This window comes from Acinetobacter sp. AOR01_HL, from assembly GCF_027855455.1.
Lineage (GTDB): Bacteria > Pseudomonadota > Gammaproteobacteria > Pseudomonadales > Moraxellaceae > Acinetobacter > Acinetobacter baumannii.
In genome coordinates, this window is the sequence record NZ_JAKTIM010000007.1 from 83181 (window position 1) to 100288 (window position 17108).

17 protein-coding genes are annotated in these 17108 nt (G+C 39.0%); 9 read left to right on the plus strand and 8 right to left on the minus strand.

All coding sequences use genetic code 11. From position 1 onward, the window contains the following. Window positions 1-9: 9 nt before the first annotated feature. A complete protein-coding gene (gigC, locus tag MKL62_RS00940) occupies window positions 10-897 on the minus strand; it encodes a LysR family transcriptional regulator GigC (RefSeq protein ID WP_001242992.1) in 888 nt (295 codons plus the stop codon). 86 nt (window positions 898-983) lie between these two features. Between gigC and MKL62_RS00945 the strand changes: the two genes are divergently transcribed. Beyond that, window positions 984-1745 carry a ferredoxin--NADP reductase gene (locus tag MKL62_RS00945; RefSeq protein ID WP_000021166.1) on the plus strand — a complete coding sequence of 254 codons (762 nt, stop codon included), beginning with the start codon at window positions 984-986 and terminating at the stop codon, window positions 1743-1745. Window positions 1746-1791: 46 nt separating this feature from the next. Here the strand turns inward: MKL62_RS00945 and MKL62_RS00950 are convergent, their stop codons facing one another. After that, window positions 1792-2211, minus strand: a complete 420-nt coding sequence (locus MKL62_RS00950) for a hypothetical protein (protein ID WP_002000170.1) — start codon at window positions 2209-2211, stop codon at window positions 1792-1794. A 292-nt stretch (window positions 2212-2503) separates the two neighbouring features. Between MKL62_RS00950 and MKL62_RS00955 the strand changes: the two genes are divergently transcribed. The 3 genes from MKL62_RS00955 to MKL62_RS00965 all read left to right on the plus strand — a co-directional run bounded on the left by MKL62_RS00955 (window position 2504) and on the right by MKL62_RS00965 (window position 4934). Beyond that, window positions 2504-2731, plus strand: a complete 228-nt coding sequence (locus tag MKL62_RS00955; RefSeq protein WP_000543705.1) for a hypothetical protein — start codon at window positions 2504-2506, stop codon at window positions 2729-2731. A 227-nt stretch (window positions 2732-2958) separates the two neighbouring features. Further along, a complete protein-coding gene (locus MKL62_RS00960) occupies window positions 2959-4635 on the plus strand; it encodes a mechanosensitive ion channel (protein WP_005129531.1) in 1677 nt (558 codons plus the stop codon). Window positions 4636-4763: 128 nt separating this feature from the next. After that, window positions 4764-4934 (plus strand): hypothetical protein, encoded by a 171-nt coding sequence (locus MKL62_RS00965; protein WP_000742883.1) that lies wholly within the window; start codon window positions 4764-4766, stop codon window positions 4932-4934. A gap of 12 nt (window positions 4935-4946) precedes the next feature. Here the strand turns inward: MKL62_RS00965 and MKL62_RS00970 are convergent, their stop codons facing one another. From MKL62_RS00970 to MKL62_RS00990, 5 genes are all read right to left on the minus strand, one after another. Then, complete coding sequence (locus MKL62_RS00970; RefSeq protein ID WP_005129529.1) at window positions 4947-6146, minus strand: BaiN/RdsA family NAD(P)/FAD-dependent oxidoreductase; 1200 nt, start codon at window positions 6144-6146, stop codon at window positions 4947-4949. Between the two features lie 117 nt (window positions 6147-6263). Continuing rightward, window positions 6264-7133: a 1-aminocyclopropane-1-carboxylate deaminase/D-cysteine desulfhydrase gene (locus MKL62_RS00975; RefSeq protein ID WP_005129528.1), complete on the minus strand. Its 870-nt coding sequence runs from the start codon at window positions 7131-7133 to the stop codon at window positions 6264-6266. Window positions 7134-7198: 65 nt separating this feature from the next. Beyond that, the gene (locus tag MKL62_RS00980) at window positions 7199-8308 is read right to left on the minus strand and encodes an HlyD family secretion protein (RefSeq protein ID WP_005129525.1); all 1110 of its coding nucleotides are present in this window, start codon (window positions 8306-8308) and stop codon (window positions 7199-7201) included. A 40-nt stretch (window positions 8309-8348) separates the two neighbouring features. Next, window positions 8349-9992 (minus strand): MFS transporter, encoded by a 1644-nt coding sequence (locus tag MKL62_RS00985; RefSeq protein WP_000047790.1) that lies wholly within the window; start codon window positions 9990-9992, stop codon window positions 8349-8351. Next, window positions 9989-10558, minus strand: a complete 570-nt coding sequence (locus MKL62_RS00990; protein WP_005129524.1) for a TetR/AcrR family transcriptional regulator — start codon at window positions 10556-10558, stop codon at window positions 9989-9991. The genes MKL62_RS00985 and MKL62_RS00990 overlap by 4 nt, the downstream gene beginning before the upstream one ends. 178 nt (window positions 10559-10736) lie before the next feature. Here MKL62_RS00990 and MKL62_RS00995 point away from each other — a divergent pair, with 178 nt between their 5' ends. Continuing rightward, window positions 10737-11360 (plus strand): LysE family translocator, encoded by a 624-nt coding sequence (locus tag MKL62_RS00995; protein ID WP_000463103.1) that lies wholly within the window; start codon window positions 10737-10739, stop codon window positions 11358-11360. A 162-nt stretch (window positions 11361-11522) separates the two neighbouring features. Then, window positions 11523-11711, plus strand: a complete 189-nt coding sequence (locus tag MKL62_RS01000; protein WP_005129523.1) for an NF038215 family lipoprotein — start codon at window positions 11523-11525, stop codon at window positions 11709-11711. Between the two features lie 127 nt (window positions 11712-11838). Here MKL62_RS01000 and metG read toward each other — a convergent pair whose 3' ends face one another. Further along, a complete protein-coding gene (gene metG / locus MKL62_RS01005) occupies window positions 11839-13902 on the minus strand; it encodes a methionine--tRNA ligase (RefSeq protein WP_005129522.1) in 2064 nt (687 codons plus the stop codon). A 286-nt stretch (window positions 13903-14188) separates the two neighbouring features. Between metG and MKL62_RS01010 the strand changes: the two genes are divergently transcribed. The 3 genes from MKL62_RS01010 (at window position 14189) to MKL62_RS01020 (ending at window position 17082) form a co-directional block, all read left to right on the plus strand. Next, a complete protein-coding gene (locus MKL62_RS01010) occupies window positions 14189-14689 on the plus strand; it encodes a hypothetical protein (protein WP_000206127.1) in 501 nt (166 codons plus the stop codon). Window positions 14690-14834: 145 nt separating this feature from the next. After that, entirely contained in the window at window positions 14835-16064 is a 1230-nt protein-coding gene (gene apbC, locus MKL62_RS01015) for an iron-sulfur cluster carrier protein ApbC (protein WP_000118708.1), read from the plus strand. A gap of 145 nt (window positions 16065-16209) precedes the next feature. Beyond that, window positions 16210-17082, plus strand: coding sequence for a 5'-methylthioadenosine/S-adenosylhomocysteine nucleosidase (locus tag MKL62_RS01020; RefSeq protein WP_001159887.1), 873 nt, complete (start codon window positions 16210-16212; stop codon window positions 17080-17082). Window positions 17083-17108 lie beyond the last annotated feature (26 nt).

Consider the following 17108-nt stretch of genomic DNA (forward strand, 5'->3'; position numbering starts at 1 on the left):
GATCAGGCTTTAAGCCTGATCTTCATCGCAAAATTTTAAAAATGCTTTAAGGCCCGGACCTTGATATTTTTGGCGGTGCACTAGCATATAAAGAGGGCGGGTAAGTTGCCAAAATGGAGTATCTAAAATAACAAGTTGACCTTTTTCACTTAAAGGTTCAATCGCTAACTTTGAAATACACGACATTCCTAAACCGCCAGCCACTATCTTTAAGATCGCTTCATTATGTCCAAGCGTCAAACGTATGTTTGCATCTGGTAAATCTTGCAAAATTGCATTATCAAAGACTTCACGAGTACCTGAACCTTCTTCACGTAATATCCATTCTACGTCATGAAAATCTTGAGGGGTAAGTGGGCGATTTAAACGTGTTAACGGATGGTCAGGTGAGCAGCACACTGCTAGCTCATCGTCACGCCAATGAATACATTGGAGTTGAGGTAAGTGACAAGACCCTTCAATTAAAGCTAAATCAAGCTGAAACTGATTTACAGCTTCAATCATTTGGCGTGTGTTACCAACTTGAAGTTGTAAATGCGCTTGTGGATGACGTTGTAAGAAGTTAGCCATTAAATCTGGCATTAGATAATCACTGATGGTTAAAGTAGCCCCGATACGAAGGTCAATACTCTGTAACTCACCCTTGGCTGCTTGTTCAAAGGCTTCACAGCGGCCTAAAATTTCTAATGCTTGGGGAAGCAGAAAACGTCCAAGATCATTTAGCTGCAAGCGCTTACCTAAACGATCAAATAAAGGAGCACCTAAGCCGTCTTCTAAATCGGCTAAAGCCATACTTGCTGCACTTTGCGTCAGTCTGACCGCATCACTGGCTTTAGTAACGGTTCCTTCTTGGGCGACTGCTACAAAAACAGCCAACTGGCGTAATGTCATCCGCATGTTTAAAAAGCCTTAACGTTTAAAAGTATTCATTATTTCGGCTGTCATGCTAACATGAGCGCACTATTTCATGCCACGTTGAAATCATGTCAATTGAAAAATTTAGCGTAGAAAAAGTTTTATCTGTTCATCGTTGGACCCCAACTCTTTTCAGTTTTACCATGACGCGTCCTTCGCATTTTAAATTTACGGCAGGGCAATTTGCGCGTATTGGTTTAAAGGTGGGAGATGAGCTGGTTGTCCGTGCGTATTCGGTGGTGTCTTCTCCGTTTGATGAAACGCTAGAGTTTTTCTCAATTGTAGTACCAGACGGTGCCTTCACCTCGAATCTACAGCATTTGAAAGTCGATGATGAGCTATATTTGGAAAAAATTCCATATGGTTACCTGACGTTGGCACGCTATCAACAGCCTTTACCGCATGATCTGTGGTTACTGGCAACAGGTACAGGCTTGGCTCCATTTTTGTCGATGCTACAAGATTTTGAAACTTGGTCTAATTACCAGAAAATTAACTTGGTCTACAGTGTTCGTACTGCGGCTGAGCTGGCTTATGTTGACCGTATTCAAGAGATTGCTGAAACGTTTGGGGAAGGGCATAGCGGTTTTAAATTTATTCCTATAATTACCCGAGATCCATCTGCGCCGTTGCATGAGCGCTTACCTGTATTAATCGAAAATGGTGAGTTAGAAAAAGCAGCAGGTTTGGAACTCAGCCCAGCATCAAGTCATGTCATGCTTTGTGGAAACCCGCAAATGGTTGATGATACGAAAGAGGCTCTAAAACGCCGTGGTCTCACAATGAATCGTCGCGGTGAAGGAAATATTGCGGTAGAAAATTACTGGTAAAACTGGAAGTAAAATATTTTAAGAAAATTTTTTATGGATATGTTTATTAATGGACAAACATATCCATAAACTCACGGATCTCTGCAATCGCACTGTCGACATCTGTTGAAAGCCATGTTGGTTCAAATAATCCCGCATAGTGTTCAAGGCGGTCTTGAGGAACAACTAGGCGAACAGGACAATCTTCTTCGAGTAAACGCCACGGTAAAATTGGAACTTCATTGTCCAGAAATACATTGATATTACGAATATCAACAATCATCGCATTAATGCATTCAGGAAATGGCATGACCGAGAACTCTTCGGTGCGGCGACGGAAATATTCAAGATCACCCCATTTGAGTTCATAACTTGGTTTATTAAATTCAATAATACCAATGAGATGGTCATCTCTTGTCTGATGCAAATAACATTGATGTGTGACGTCAGTGTCGAGATCAAGAGTTACGCTTTGCTGACGATACATCATAAAATTGAGTAGCTTTAAAACAAGGGGGCTTATTATAGCCTATTTTATAAAAAGTAAGGGCTAAAACATATTGTATTACAAATCGGACTTTAGCGAAGATTCTGAATATCGAGAAGTTAGATTCTAAAACGTTATAATTAAAGTGGCTAAATTTTATACTAAATTAATATTTTTAAAAGTAGAGTTTTGCAACCGTAGACACCTTCTCATAATGCTTTTTCACACAATGCAACAAATCAAATTGTTATGATGAATATAAAGTTAATGATAATAGAAGAGGGGAAAGAAGATGCATGATTTTTCAAAACCGCCTCATGTGACGAGTCCGGAAGAGACTGCAAAAAAAAGAAGATTGCCAGTTTATATTTTAATTATTGTTGGGCTTTTTCTTCTCGCACTTGTGGTTTATATGGTTGCTGATCACAGCAAAACGCCAAAAGAGGAAGCCGCTTTTCAACATGAGACCATACCACAAGTCATTAGTGGTACTTCTGATTTGAAGACCTATGAAGGGTAATAAGCTAACCAGTATATCGTGATAAAAAGCCTTTAGGATGTGACCTGAAGGCTTTTTTTGCAATCTTTTGCATCAATTTGTTGTATTTATGCAGAAGGTTGTTGATTGAAAAATATTCAAAACATAAGGTGACATAGACCGCATTTATCGTCATTTTTTACAACGAACTGGTGTTTTTCATTTAGTGATAACACTGAAAAGAACATAACAATTGAGGACATAACAATATGAATGAATTTTTTAATGGGCCTCACGGCGCTCAGTTTGATGCGATGTATTACTGGGATCAGTTTCATCCTATTTTAGCTGCAATTGTCATCTTACTGGTAGGCTGGATCATCGCTTTATTGGTGGCGGCAGGTGTAAAAAAACTTCTGCAAAAAGTAAATACCAATGCGAAATTATCTTCAGCGACTGGACGTACACCCAATATAGAAGGTCTGATCTCCAAAGTCGTATTCTGGTTTATTCTGATTCTCGCCGTTGTTGCTGCTTTAAATGTGCTCAACATTAGTGGAGTGAGCGGTCCATTTAGCAACATGGTTAATCAGGTACTCGTCTATATACCAAATATCATTGCTGCTGTAGTGGTGGGCTTTATTGGCTGGATCGTTGCTCGACTGGTGCGGGCGGGGGTGACCAATGTTTTATCCCGAACTCAACTTGATGATAAGTTAAGCAGCGAAGTGGGTGTAGGGGGAATTAGCCAGAATATTGGTGAAATTCTTTATTGGCTTGTATTGTTACTTTTCCTTCCGATTGTTCTTTCAATCTTAGGATTAACAGGCTTACTGATTCCAGTTCAAAATATGGTAAATGATGCTGTAGCATTCTTACCAAATATCTTTATTGCTGGCGTCATCGTTTTTGTTGGTTATATCTTGGCAAAAATTGTACGCGGTATTGTTGAAGGATTAATTAATAGCTTAGGTGTGCAATCTCAAGCGGAAAAAATTGGTCTTTTCAAAAATTCAAATGTAGGCAAATTCTTAGGTTCATTTGTTTTTGCCATCATCATTATTACGACATTGATTGTAGCATTTGAAGCTTTAGGTATTGAGACTATTTCTCAGCCAGCAACAGCAATGCTCAATGAAATTTTACAAGCTATTCCAAACATTATTGCTGCTGGTTTAATTTTACTGGTTGCTTATATTGTTTCACGTTTTGTTGGTCGCTTGGTTGCTGAGTTAATTGCAGGAACTGGTGTTGATGAAATTCCTGCAAAATTAGATGTACAACGCTTTTTAGGTCAAACTAAAGTTTCTAATGCCGTTGGTTGGCTAATCGTGTTCTTTACCATGTTGTTTGCAGTTTCTGAAGCTGCTGACCGTCTTGGTTTCGATCAGATTAGTGGTCTAATCGCAATGTTTATCCATTTCGGTGCAAACATTCTATTGGGCGCTGTAATCTTGGTGATTGGTTTCTGGCTTGCAAATGTTGTGGCGAATGTTGTTCAACGCGGTGAATATAATAGTTCGCGTTGGTTAGGTAGTTTGGTTCGTGTCTTGATTATTGGTTTAGTCCTTGCACTTGGTTTAAGAGCGATGGGTATTGCCGATTCGATCGTAAACCTTGCGTTCGGCTTAACGCTAGGCGCAGTTGCAGTTGCTTTCGCTCTTGCATTTGGTTTGGGTGGTCGTCAACCAGCAGAAAGACTTTTATCTGATTTACTTGATAAAGCTAAGAAAGAGGCGAATCAACCAAATCCTTTATATCAACCGCCTACTACTAATAATACAACAGGTAGTTCGTCTACGGCTTCAACTCCGTCAACGACTACAACTGCACCATCAACAACAGTTTCATCTGATGCAAAACCAGCTGATTCTGCACAAGTAAATCCATCACAACCACCAGTAAATAAACCGTTTGGTTCTACTGGCGAAAATGATGAAATTTAATAGGTGTAACTAATTTTCAGATAAACAGTACAAAAAATCTTTGATTTTTGTGATAAGTTCGACCACTCTATATTGAGTGGTCGTTCTGTCTTTGACAGCTATAAAAACAAATAAGTGAGGAAAATACGATGAAAAAACCTGGTCGTTTTTTAGCACCTGTTGTAATTGCTGGGATTACCGTTGGTTTTTTAGCAAGTGCTTATAAATTTGTATTTAGCAAATCTGAATCATCAAAACAGACAACAAGCCATAAGCATGATTCTGAAAAATCATCCAATGATTCAAAAGCATCAAATTAGCTTATTCATCATTTAAACATATTGTGCTGCTGCATAAGCCGAAGACCAAGCCCATTGGAAGTTATAGCCCCCTAAGTGGCCGGTGACATCCAGTACTTCTCCAATAAAGAATAGTCCTTTCTGCTTTTTGCTTTCGAGTGTTTTAGATGAAACTTCAGTTGTATCAATTCCACCTAAGGTAACTTCGGCAGTACGATATCCTTCTGTGCCTGATGGTTTAACAGTAAAACCATGTAGCTGCTCGGCAATATGCTCTAGCTGTGCATCACTGATATTACCAATGGCTGTCTCGCTCTGCTCTGGCCATATAAGTTGTTGTAATTCTTGTACAATACTTTTTGCCGTAAATTCGTTTAGAAGAGTACGCAGTAAAACTTTAGGTTGGGCTTTCTTTTTATCTTTTAAATAAGTTGCTAAATCTTGGCTCGGGAAAAAGTCGATTTTAAAACTTTCACCTGTATTCCAATAGTTTGAAAGCTGTAAAGAACTTGGACCACTCAAACCACGATGCGTAAATAATAATGCTTCAGTAAAGCTATTCTTAGAGTTAGTTAGAGTCACATCTAAAGCATTACCACTTAGGCGTGTAGTGACTTCTTTAATATGATCTGAAAAAGTAAATGGTACTAAACCAGCACGGGTTGGGAAAACTGTATGTCCAAATTTTTGTGCCAATTCATAGCCAAAACCAGAGCCACCTAAAGTTGGGATGGATAATCCACCTGTAGCAACCACTAATGATTCACAGCTAAAACGGCTCTGATTTGTGTGTACTGAAAAACCACCTTGTTCTAATGGATCGACTTGTCCAACCTCACAATGGGTCTGGATTTCGACATTGTTTGTTTTATTACACTCACTCACCAACATCTCTAAAATTTCTTTAGCGCCGTTTAGCGTAAATAATTGCCCGTGTTTACGTTCTTCATAGGCAATTCCATAATCACAGACCAGACCAATAAAGTCCCAGTTGCTATAGCGTGATAGGGCAGAAATAACAAAGTGCGGATTATGAGAAATATAGTTTTCAGGTTCTACATAGAGGTTGGTAAAGTTACATTTCCCACCGCCTGACATTAAAATCTTTTTACCAATTTTATTGGCTTTTTCTAAAATTAAGACCGAACGTCCCCGTTTAGCAGCATGTGCAGCCAACATGAGTCCAGAAGCACCTGCACCTAAGACAATGACATCGACATGACTGTTAGACATAAGAAGTTCTCGATTAATCTTGAAAATTAAAAAGGGGCATATACTATCATGCCAGCACTTACTCATGCTAAGGACATTTATACAGGTAAGGGATAAGGCCTTCTAAAAGCGGTTGAGTTATGCGTGAGGTCTATTTCTGATATCGGCTTGTAAACCACCGGAATGAATTGCCAAAATGCGTGTATTCGCTGGAAAATAATTGTTTTTTATAAGATCAAACAGACCAAACATCATCTTTCCCGTATAGATCGGTTCAAGTGGTACGGCATGCTGCTCTTCAAAATTTTCTATAAATGCCAATAGCTCGGGTGAGGTTTTTGCATATCCGCCACAGCAGTATGCATCTGTCAGAGACCAATTTTGTTTTTGGGTCCACTGCTGAACTTCTTGTTGTAAAAAGTCGCCTTTTAAAGCCGAAAATCCTAGAACCTTTTGATGAGGGGTGCTTCGTTCAATGAGCCCCGAAATAGTTCCGCCAGTTCCTACTGCACAGCAAATCACATCATAGTTTTGCAAATCGCTTTGACTGATAATTTCCTGACAACCTTGAACTGCCAGTTCATTGGAACCACCTTCGGGAATGATATAGGTCTGCGGAAATTGTTGAAGGTAATTTGCGTCATCCCGTAAGCGATATTCATGGCGAGAGACAAAATGTAGCTGCATTCCTAAACTTTGAGCTTTTGCCAAGGTGGGATTAAGTGGTTTACCAGCTAACTCTTCACCACGAATAATTCCTATACTTTTTAAACCAAAAAGATGAGCTGCATAAGCTGTTGCAGCAATATGATTTGAGTAAGCTCCACCAAAAGTCAAAATACTTGATAAACCTTGTTCTTTTGCAGCAAGCAAATTGTATTTTAATTTGAAAAACTTATTACCCGAAATTTGAGGATGAACTAAATCTAAACGTTTAATGTCTAGATGAACAGGAAAGGATAATTCAATGTGCTGATAGGAGATAGGTTGGGCAATGTGATCAAACATTAGAAATTGAGAAAAATAATGATTGATCACATTGTAGCTTTTTAAAAAGATTTTTAAAAAGCTGATTAAGAGCTTGTGTCGACAGAAGTAATCACTGACATACCAGGGCGTAAGTGTTCCATTCCTTCCTGATTTGGATCAATGGTAATACGCACGGCAATCCGTTGAACGACTTTGGTAAAGTTTCCTGTTGCATTATCCGGTTTTAGTACACTGAACTCGGAACCCGCGGCCGGAGAGATTTGTTCAACATGACCTGTAAATTTTTTATGTTTCATTGCATCGACTGTAAACCACGCTTTTTGTCCAATTCGCATATTGGCAATTTGGGTTTCTTTAAAGTTGGCAATCACCCAAGTTTGCTGTGGAATCAGATAGAGTAACTGTGACCCTGCGGCCACATATTGCCCAACACGAGGGTTTACTTCACCAAGTTGTCCATCCATTGGAGCAACAATAACACTATAGTCTTTGGTGGTTTGTGCTTGATCTAACTGTGCTTTAGCACTGGAAACTTGTGCTTCTAAGCCAGCTTCTGCGACTTGAGCTGTTTTAAGTGCTTCTTTGGCAACCAGAACATTGGCCTCCGCCTGTTTAAGGGCTGCAAGATTATTTTCGGCATCAGCAGCGGCTTTATCTTGCTCAGATTTAGAAGCTGCTCCACTATTCCCTAGCTGTTGATAGCGTCTAAGCTGTGCTAAAGAAAGTTCATATTGAGCCCTAACTTGTTCTACTTTAGCCTGCGCAGCCACAATATCTGCTTGTTTTTGAGCAATTGACTGAGTTTGATTGGCTAAAGTATTTTTGGCCTGTTCTACCCCCGAAGCCGCTTGTGCTACTTTTTGGTCATAAGTGGTGGCATCAATATGCATTAATACTTGACCCTTTTTAACATGGTCAAAGTCTTTCACTAATACATCTTTAACGTAGCCATTAATTTGCGACGATAAAATGGTGGTTTTACCTTTGACATAACTATTGTCAGTTTGCTGCACACTCGTGGCAAAAGGCCCAATTCTCCATGCCCACAAAATTACTAAAATACCGATAATAAGCACACCCAACATCCATAATAGGGTTGAGCGTTTTGTCGGAATCAGTTTACTTGCAGGTGCAGGCTCATTATTAGATGTTTGAGCAGGGGTTTGTTCCGGTTTATTTTGATCATCTGACATATATCAATCTCAATTTCTATTTCATCAATAACATAAGCCGTTAAGGGCGGCTAATTCCTCTGCGTTGTAGGTATTTACTACGTGCAATATTAAATCCGCCCCATAAGAGTAAGGCGACGGCAAAAATACCGTTTAATGCAATCACATCATTGTAAGCACGGACCTGAGCTTCACGAGTAACCACTTGATTAAGTGAGCGCATAGACTGAGCTGTTTGTAATGCGGGGTCATTTGTTGTGATGGCTGCACTACGTTGATAAGTAGAAAGCCTTTGAGCAACTAGTGGGTCAGCTTGTTCCAAATCTTTAATAATCTCGACTTGATAGTTTTGTGTACGATGTTGTTGATAGGTCGAGAAAAAAGATGAGCCAACAAGGCCACCAAATGTTTGGGTTGCAGAGAATAAGACAATAAAAGTCACTACATACGAAGGACCTTTAGCCAAAGTTTGCGCAAATCCAATTAGAAGTAAAGGACCGATAAACAGGCCGCCGGCAAAGCCTACTAAAAACTGGCTTGCAAAGAAGTTTGAAGGCCGTACATCGCTCGTAAGGTGATAATCTAGTCCACAGGCAATGAGAATCAAAAACTCTGCAAAAAGTAAGTGAAAAATAATTCGTTCACGCGAGAAAGTAAGCGCACTAAATAGAGTTCCGCTTAAAATCCCCACTAATATGACTACATAGAGTGGAACAAATTGGTCTGGACCCATTCCCATAGTTTTTAGGAAGTTAACGGCTGCATAGCTTTGTTCTGACATTAAAAGACGAATGGCAAAAGCACCAAAGATAAAGCGTAGGGTTGAGGAGGCGCCTAACCAACGTGTCATAATTAATGGATTGGCACGATAATGTTCATAGAGCAAACCTAAAACAACTAAGCTAAAACCTGCAATTAATACATAAGCAAGCCATTCACTGTTAAACCACCACAAGATTGGGCCTTGTGTCAGCACAATACATAGACATGCAAAACCTGGCGCCAGTAAAGCAAAGGTGAAGAAATCCTGTTTTTCGAAAACATAGATTCGTAAGCTACGTGGTAATTTCAAAGAAACCACCATTGCTAAACAACAAAGCGCTAAGCCGAGTTCAAAGGTGTAAAGAACAGACCAACTATCTGTGCTCACAAGAAAAGGGGAAATAATCCAGGCGAGCGGTACACCTAACTGCTGAAAACCAAAGGCAATATATATACCCTTTGCCATGTCGGCTTTTTTAAAAGCTTGCATGGTGTAATACATACCTAAAGAGCTGAGTGGTGCACCAGCTAAACCTGCTACAACCCGAGCGAACAATGCCATTTCATAGGTATGCACAAAAATGTGCAAAACCAGCACGGCAATAAAAATAACAAGTCCTATTTCTGAAAAGACTCTCAGACCATATTGTTGCCTAGCTTTAAACAAAATCAGATTCGAACTGACATTCGCCATTACATAAGCAGCAGGAAGCCAAGCGGCTTCAGAAGGTGTCAGGCCATACTCACCTTGAATTAAGGGTAAATTTGCCGTAATGAAACCATTACTTAAGCTTGCTGAAATAGCGACAAACAGACCAATAAAAAAATAAAGAAATCGCTTAGGTACAGAATGCGCAATCGCTGCTGGTGAACCAGGTAAAGTCGGTTGTTCTTCTGGCGTCCAGTCAGGTGGCGTTTCTAAATAACGAGGCGTTTTACTCATTCTATCCCTCGAATTTTTTGTACTTGAATACCATGAAATAGTAATTCAATTGCTCGTTTCGCTAAGCGGGTTTGTTCTTCAGGTTCATGTCCTTGAAATGAAGAACCCAACATTGCTGTGACCATTGCATAGTCATCAGCAGTTAGATCAGCTCGGCACAGTTTTTGTTCTATTGCATTTTCAATCAGTGGCTTAAGTGCATTATTTCGCCGTTCATAAATTTTTAGCATAATTGGATCTTGTCGATCAATCACTCTCCAAAAATCTTGCAAAATTGCGAGCTTGGGAAGTTGTGCAATATGTCCTTCAATTAAACGAAATAAACCATCTTCGAATTGTTGAAAATGAGAAGCTTTTTGCTCTAGCTGTGTAATCGCACGCTCTAAAAGGGCACTAATTAAAGCCTTTCGGTCACAAAAGTTGCGGTAGAACGTCGCTCTACCTACACCTGCATGATCAATCACGACTTGTAGGGGGACATTAATACCATGAATACGAAAGCATTCCTCGGCTGCATTGAGTAATTCATCCCGATTATGGGCTGCAATTTTTTGACGTTTACTCATGTCACTGATTTGGGAGGTTTAAAGATGATATATTTAACGGACATTTTTGTCCGTTGTGAATAGCTAAATTGTAAAAACATGAAAATTCAATTTTTATAATTTATCTCTTTTCCATTTTTATATGTGTCATAAAAAGCTGCTAGAATATCGCGCAATTGCATGATGCTAGGTCAATACAATGTTTGAGTCCCTTATTCCTCTTTTTTCAATTGCGATGGCATTGATGCTTGGAGCAATAAGTCCTGGGCCAAGCTTTATTTATGTAGCGCAAAATTCAATATCTAAATCACGTAAACATGGCTTATTTACGGCTTTAGGGACGGGCACAGGTGCAGCTCTTTTTGGCTTTTTAGCGGTTATGGGGTTACAGGCAGTTTTATTGGCAGTGCCTTCAGCTTATCTAATTTTAAAAATTGGTGGTGGGCTGTATTTGCTTTGGCTTGCTTTTAAAATTATTAAACATGCCAAAGAACCAATTGCCATGGAAAATGATGCCAAATCGAAAATGACTTATAAACAAGCCTACCGATATGGTTTGATTACTCAGTTAAGTAATCCGAAAATTGCTGTTGTACTAGCGAGTGTTTTTACTGCTTTACTCCCAAAAGAAATTCCAAATTATTACTACGTCGCATTACCGCTCATTTGTTTTATGATTGATGCAGGTTGGTACTCATGTGTAGCAATGCTTTTATCTTCAGAGAAGCCGCGAAAAATGTATTTAAAAGCAAAAACGGGTGTTGACCGAGTGGCTGGAAGCATTGTTAGTGTATTGGGCTTAAAGTTAATCTTCTTCAAATGATAAATCTTTAATTAAAATATCTAAAAAATATAAAGCCAGCTCTTTATAGTCTGGCTTTATTTTTGCGCAAAATATATACAAATTGAAATATCTTTTTTAGCACTTAAATATTTAAAAAGTGGTAACTTAATTAATAAAACAAAAAGAAATGAGGATCACGTTATGAAAAAACTAATGGTGAGCATTTCGGTTGTTTTTTTCATCTTAACTACAGGATGTGAGATGAGAACAACAAGTAAACAGCAACTTTCAAATGAACGGGCGATGAGTATTGCTGGTTCTCCGGTTTATGAAAAAGACTACAAAATTCCCGATTTACAAGCCAATAATCATGAGCAATCTAATTATTAATTGATGGATAGAATGTCTCACATATAACACTTTAAATGTACTCAGTGCAGATAAGCCTGCTTATTTTAAAAAGTAGGTTAGAAATAAAAAAGCTCCCAATGTAGGGAGCTTTTTTTATGAATCTAGATTAAGAAACTTTATCGCCAGGTTTTGCACCGCTATCTGGTGAAATAATGAAAATGCCTTCACCATTTCCGGCAGCAAGTACCATACCGTTTGAAACACCAAAACGCATTTTACGTGGTGCAAGGTTAGCCACCATCACGACCAATTTACCTTTTAGGTCTTCTGGCGCATATTGACTACGAATACCACTAAATACATTACGTGGTTCAGCTTCACCTACGTCTAAAGTAAGTTGAAGTAATTTATCTGAACCCTCAACTGTACCTGCCTCAACGACCTGAGCAACACGTAAGTCAACTTTTAAGAAATCTTCAATACCGATAATTTCAGCTTCACCAACTGTTGGAGTAGGAGCTGCTTTTTTCTCGGCAGATTTCTCTTTTTTCGCCGCTTTAGTTGCTTGTGGCGCAGGAGTACCTAAAGACTCTTTAGAAGCATCGACCATGGCTGCAACAGCTTTTGGATCAACACGCTGCATAAGAGGTTGGAACTGTGCAATCTCATGGCTTACAAGAATTTGTTTACGTGACTCGAAATCGAAGCTTTCAAGTTTTAAGAAATCTTGAACTTGCTGAGCTAAAGTTGGCAGTACTGGAGCTAAGTACACTGCTAATTGACGGAATAAGTTGATACCGACAGAGCATACATCAAGAACTTGTTGTTCTTGACCTTCTTGTTTAGCAAGAGCCCAAGGTTTTTTCTCATCAATATATTGGTTTGCGCGGTCAGCAAGCGCCATAATTTCACGGATTGCCGTAGAGAATTCACGCGATTCATATGCAGCAGCAATTGAATCACCAGCATCAATAAAGCTTTGTACTAAGTCAGATTCAGCACATGTACTTGATAGCGTATTGTTAAAGCTGCTGTTAATAAACTTAGCACAGCGACTAGCAATATTAACCACTTTACCGACTAAATCTGAATTTACTTTCTGAACAAAGTCATCAAGGTTCAAGTCAGAGTCTTCAACTTTATCTGAAAGTTTAGAAGCAAAGTAATAGCGTAAATATTCTGGGTTTAGATGTTGTAAGTACGTCTCGGCTTTAATGAAAGTACCGCGAGACTTAGACATTTTTTGTCCATTTACAGTCAAGAAACCATTTACGAATAAGCCTGTTGGAGTGCGATAGTTCGCCCCTTCAAGCATCGCAGGCCAGAATAAAGCATGGAAGTAAACAATGTCTTTACCAATAAAGTGGTAAACCTCATTTTGACTATCTTTCTTCCAGAAATCATCAAAGTTTAAGTCTGGGCGCTTAGTTTTGATGTAGTTTTCAAAACTAGACATATAACCGATTGGGGCATCTACCCACACATAGAAATATTTATTCGGTGCATCCGGAATTTCAAAACCAAAATAAGGAGCATCACGAGAAATATCCCAGTCTGCTAAACCTGCTTCAAACCATTCATCTAACTTGTTCGCAATTGAAAGAGGTAAGCGACCTTCATCGCGGGTCCATTTTTGCAAATATTCAGCAAAGTTTGGGAGCTTGAAGAAATAGTGATCTGATGATTTTTCAACTGGTGTTGCACCACTTAAAGTCGAACGCGGATTGAGTAACTCAGTCGCATTATAAGTTGTACCACACACTTCACATGAGTCGCCATATTGATCTTCGGACTTACATTTTGGGCAAGTACCCTTAATGAAACGGTCAGACAAGAACATACCTTTTTCCGGATCAAATAATTGAGTTACAGGTCGAACTGCAATATTTCCGGCTTCACGGTTTTTAATATAGATATCTGTTGAACGAGCTTTGTTTGCATCACTATGAGTTGAATCATAATGATCGAAATGTACGCCAAAACCATCAAAATCACGAATGTGTTCTTTTTGAACATTCGCGATTTGCTCTTCTGGGCTAATACCATTTGCTTCGGCACGTAGCATAATTGCTGTACCGTGAGCATCATCCGCACATACATAAGTCACGTCATGACCCATTGCCCGCATGGCACGAACCCAGATGTCTGCCTGGATATAACCGAGTAAATGACCCATATGAATTGGACCATTGGCATAAGGGAGGGCATTGGTGACTAAAATTTTACGCACGGATCTCATTCTCTCATTCGTATTTATAAGGTGGAAGATTTTAACTGATGCAGGAAGATAAGCAAAGATTAATAATCTTTGACTAAATATAAGAGGTATCTATAAAAATGGACTTAAAGCCAGAAGTTATTTCTCTTTAGAACAGATAAACAAATCAAAAAATATTTGAATCTTCCTGTATTGTCTTTGTTTCAAATTGCAGTTACGGTCAGAAAATAAACCATAACGATGTATAACTAATAACTTATTCAGGTAATTTTTTTAATTAACGATGAGGATAACAACGATGACTACTGAAAATAAATTAGATGAATTAAAGGCAAAAGCGGCTGATGCAAAAGTACAAGGTGAAAAAGCTTTGGACGATTTAAAAGAAAATGTAAAAGAGAAACAAACTGCGGGTAAAGAAGCAGTTGCAGATAAAGTAGATGAGCTAAAGACCAAAGCGGCCGATGCAAAAGTACAAGGTGAAAAAGCCTTGGAAGATTTAAAGGAAAATGTAAAAGAAAAACAAGCTGCTGCAAAAGAGGCAGTTGAAGATAAAGCTAGTGATTTGAAAGGCAAACTTGATGATGCTCAGCATAGCCTGCAAGACAAGTTTGATCATTTACGTACTGAAGCAGCGCATAAACTTGATGATGCTAAAGCCAAAGCTGCAGAATTAAAGGAAGAGGCGGCTACAAAATTTGATGAGTTAAAAACTCAAGCAACTGCGAAATTTGATGAGTTGAAGAAAACAGCTACCGAAAAACTTAATAAATTGAAAAATCATGATTCTGCTGAATAAGCTGATTTAAACTAAAATCCGTACTCCTTACCTAAAAGATGAGTTCTGAAGTTAGTAATTATTCATCCCAAGGTGAGCGAGTGCGGAGCAATACTGTTACACTATCTCCATTAAGCTGTAATGATCTGTTTTTGGAGTAAACAATATGTCTTGGCTTTCTTCATTAAAATCCGTTTTTTCACCCGCACAAGAAGTGAAAGAAGAGGAAATCCAAACCGTACTCCAAAATTATTTATTGCCACATTCAAAAGATGCTTTAAAAGAGCGCATTAGTCAGCTTCAAGTGCAAGGTCGTGTTTTACAACTCACCATTAATACTTTCCCAGACGAAAAAGAATACTTGCAACAAATTCATGATGATTTAGCTGGCGCTTTGCAAAAGTGCGGTATTGAAGAACTTAATTTACATGTAGTTCAACAAAAGCGCCCTACACAAGAGAGTTCGGGTCAAGGTTGTTCATCTAAAGCACCCAAAGAGAATTCGAATTTACCTCCTGTACTTGATGCTTCACCTAAGTCTGAACCGGATCCAAATAACCCACCAATTCAGAAAGCAGCGCCGCAACAAAGAGATGTGCCACTTCATCCTCGAATCAAGAATGTTATTTTAGTTTCATCAGGTAAAGGTGGTGTTGGTAAATCGACAACTACGGTAAATTTAGCGCTTGCCTTACAAAAAATGGGACTTAAGGTTGGGGTATTAGATGCTGATATCTATGGACCAAGTATCCCGACCATGCTAGGTAATGCTGGTAAAACTCCTCTGATTGAAAGTGAAAATTTTGTGCCTTTAGATGCTTACGGTATGGCAGTACTTTCTATTGGACATCTAACTGGCGATAACAACACACCTGTTGCATGGCGTGGGCCGAAGGCTACAGGCGCTCTAATGCAATTATTTAATCAAACGCTTTGGCCAGATTTAGATGTACTCATGATTGATATGCCGCCGGGTACAGGCGATATTCAGCTGACACTTGCTCAGCGTATTCCAGTGACTGGCTCAATCATTGTGACGACCCCACAAAATGTTGCTTTACTTGATGCGACTAAAGGCATTGAATTATTTAATAAAGTTGGTATTCCTGTATTAGGTGTCGTTGAGAACATGTCGACCCACATTTGTTCAAACTGTGGGCATGAAGAGCAAATTTTTGGTATCGGTGGTGGTGATAAGCTTTCCGAGCAATATCATATTCCATTGCTGGGTCGTTTGCCTTTAAATGCTCAAATACGTGAGCATGCGGATCAGGGCAAACCGAGTGTTGTTGCAATGGATGACGCAGCTGATAGTTATATCGATATTGCGAAAGCAGTGTGGCAACAGATTGAAAAAATCCCTCAGCGCACACGAGATGACAAACGAATTTTTTGATTCATTTGACCCGACTTTAAGTCGGGTTTTTTATTGGCTGATTAAAAGAAAAATTTAAATTACTGAATCTAAATAACAAAGCTAAACTTGAAATTGGCATGCAGATTGCTACTTTACGCTTCTTTTTCAAAGAAACAGGTGGAAAATGCAATTTAAGTATAGTTTGGGTGTAATCAGTTTATGTAGCGCTTTATTTTTAGTTGGATGTAATGATGACAACTCATCAGTTTCACAAACACCAACAGTTCAGGAACAAAAACAGAAGTTACAGCCGATTATTATTCAGGGTGCTTTACCCGTAGAGTCGGAAAGAATGGCTTCAAAGTTAGAAAATAAAACTGTTGAAACAATAGGTGGCTGGACCTTTTGGAAAGGAACCTACAATGGCTATCCAATGATTATTTCTAAAACACGTATGGGGATGAGTAACTCTGCTGCCGCAACCGCTTTGGCAATTGAACGGTATAAACCGATTGCGATTATTAACCAAGGAACAGCAGGGGGGCACGATCCTGATCTCCATGTTTATGATATTGTTTTAGGAAAATATGCAACCAATATTGGCGCTTTTAGAACGCCTAAACAGCCATTAGGTGGCGGTTCAAACTCACTAACATGGGTTGAGGCTTTCGACGTTTTACCAACAAAAGAATCTGACCCTGAGCCTATTGCAATTCGCAAATTTGAAGGTGACCAAGAGCTATTAATGGCGGCACATAAAGTACGTTATGACAAAGGTGAAGTGGTTGAAGGGACGATTGGCTCGGCAGATGTTTGGAATAATGAACTTGACCGAATTCAATTTTTCCATGAGCGTTATGGTACCTCAGTTGAAGAAATGGAAGCGGCTTCTGTTGCGCAAATCGCCAGCCAGTTTAATGTTCCGTTTTTAGGAATTCGAATTTTATCTAATAATATTACAAATAATGGTGCTTATGACCCTGGTACAGGAGAAGCTTGCCAAGACTACGTGCTTAACGTAGCTGAAGAATATATGAAATCTAAACTACCAAAATAACAATTTAATTTTAGGCAAGAAGATGA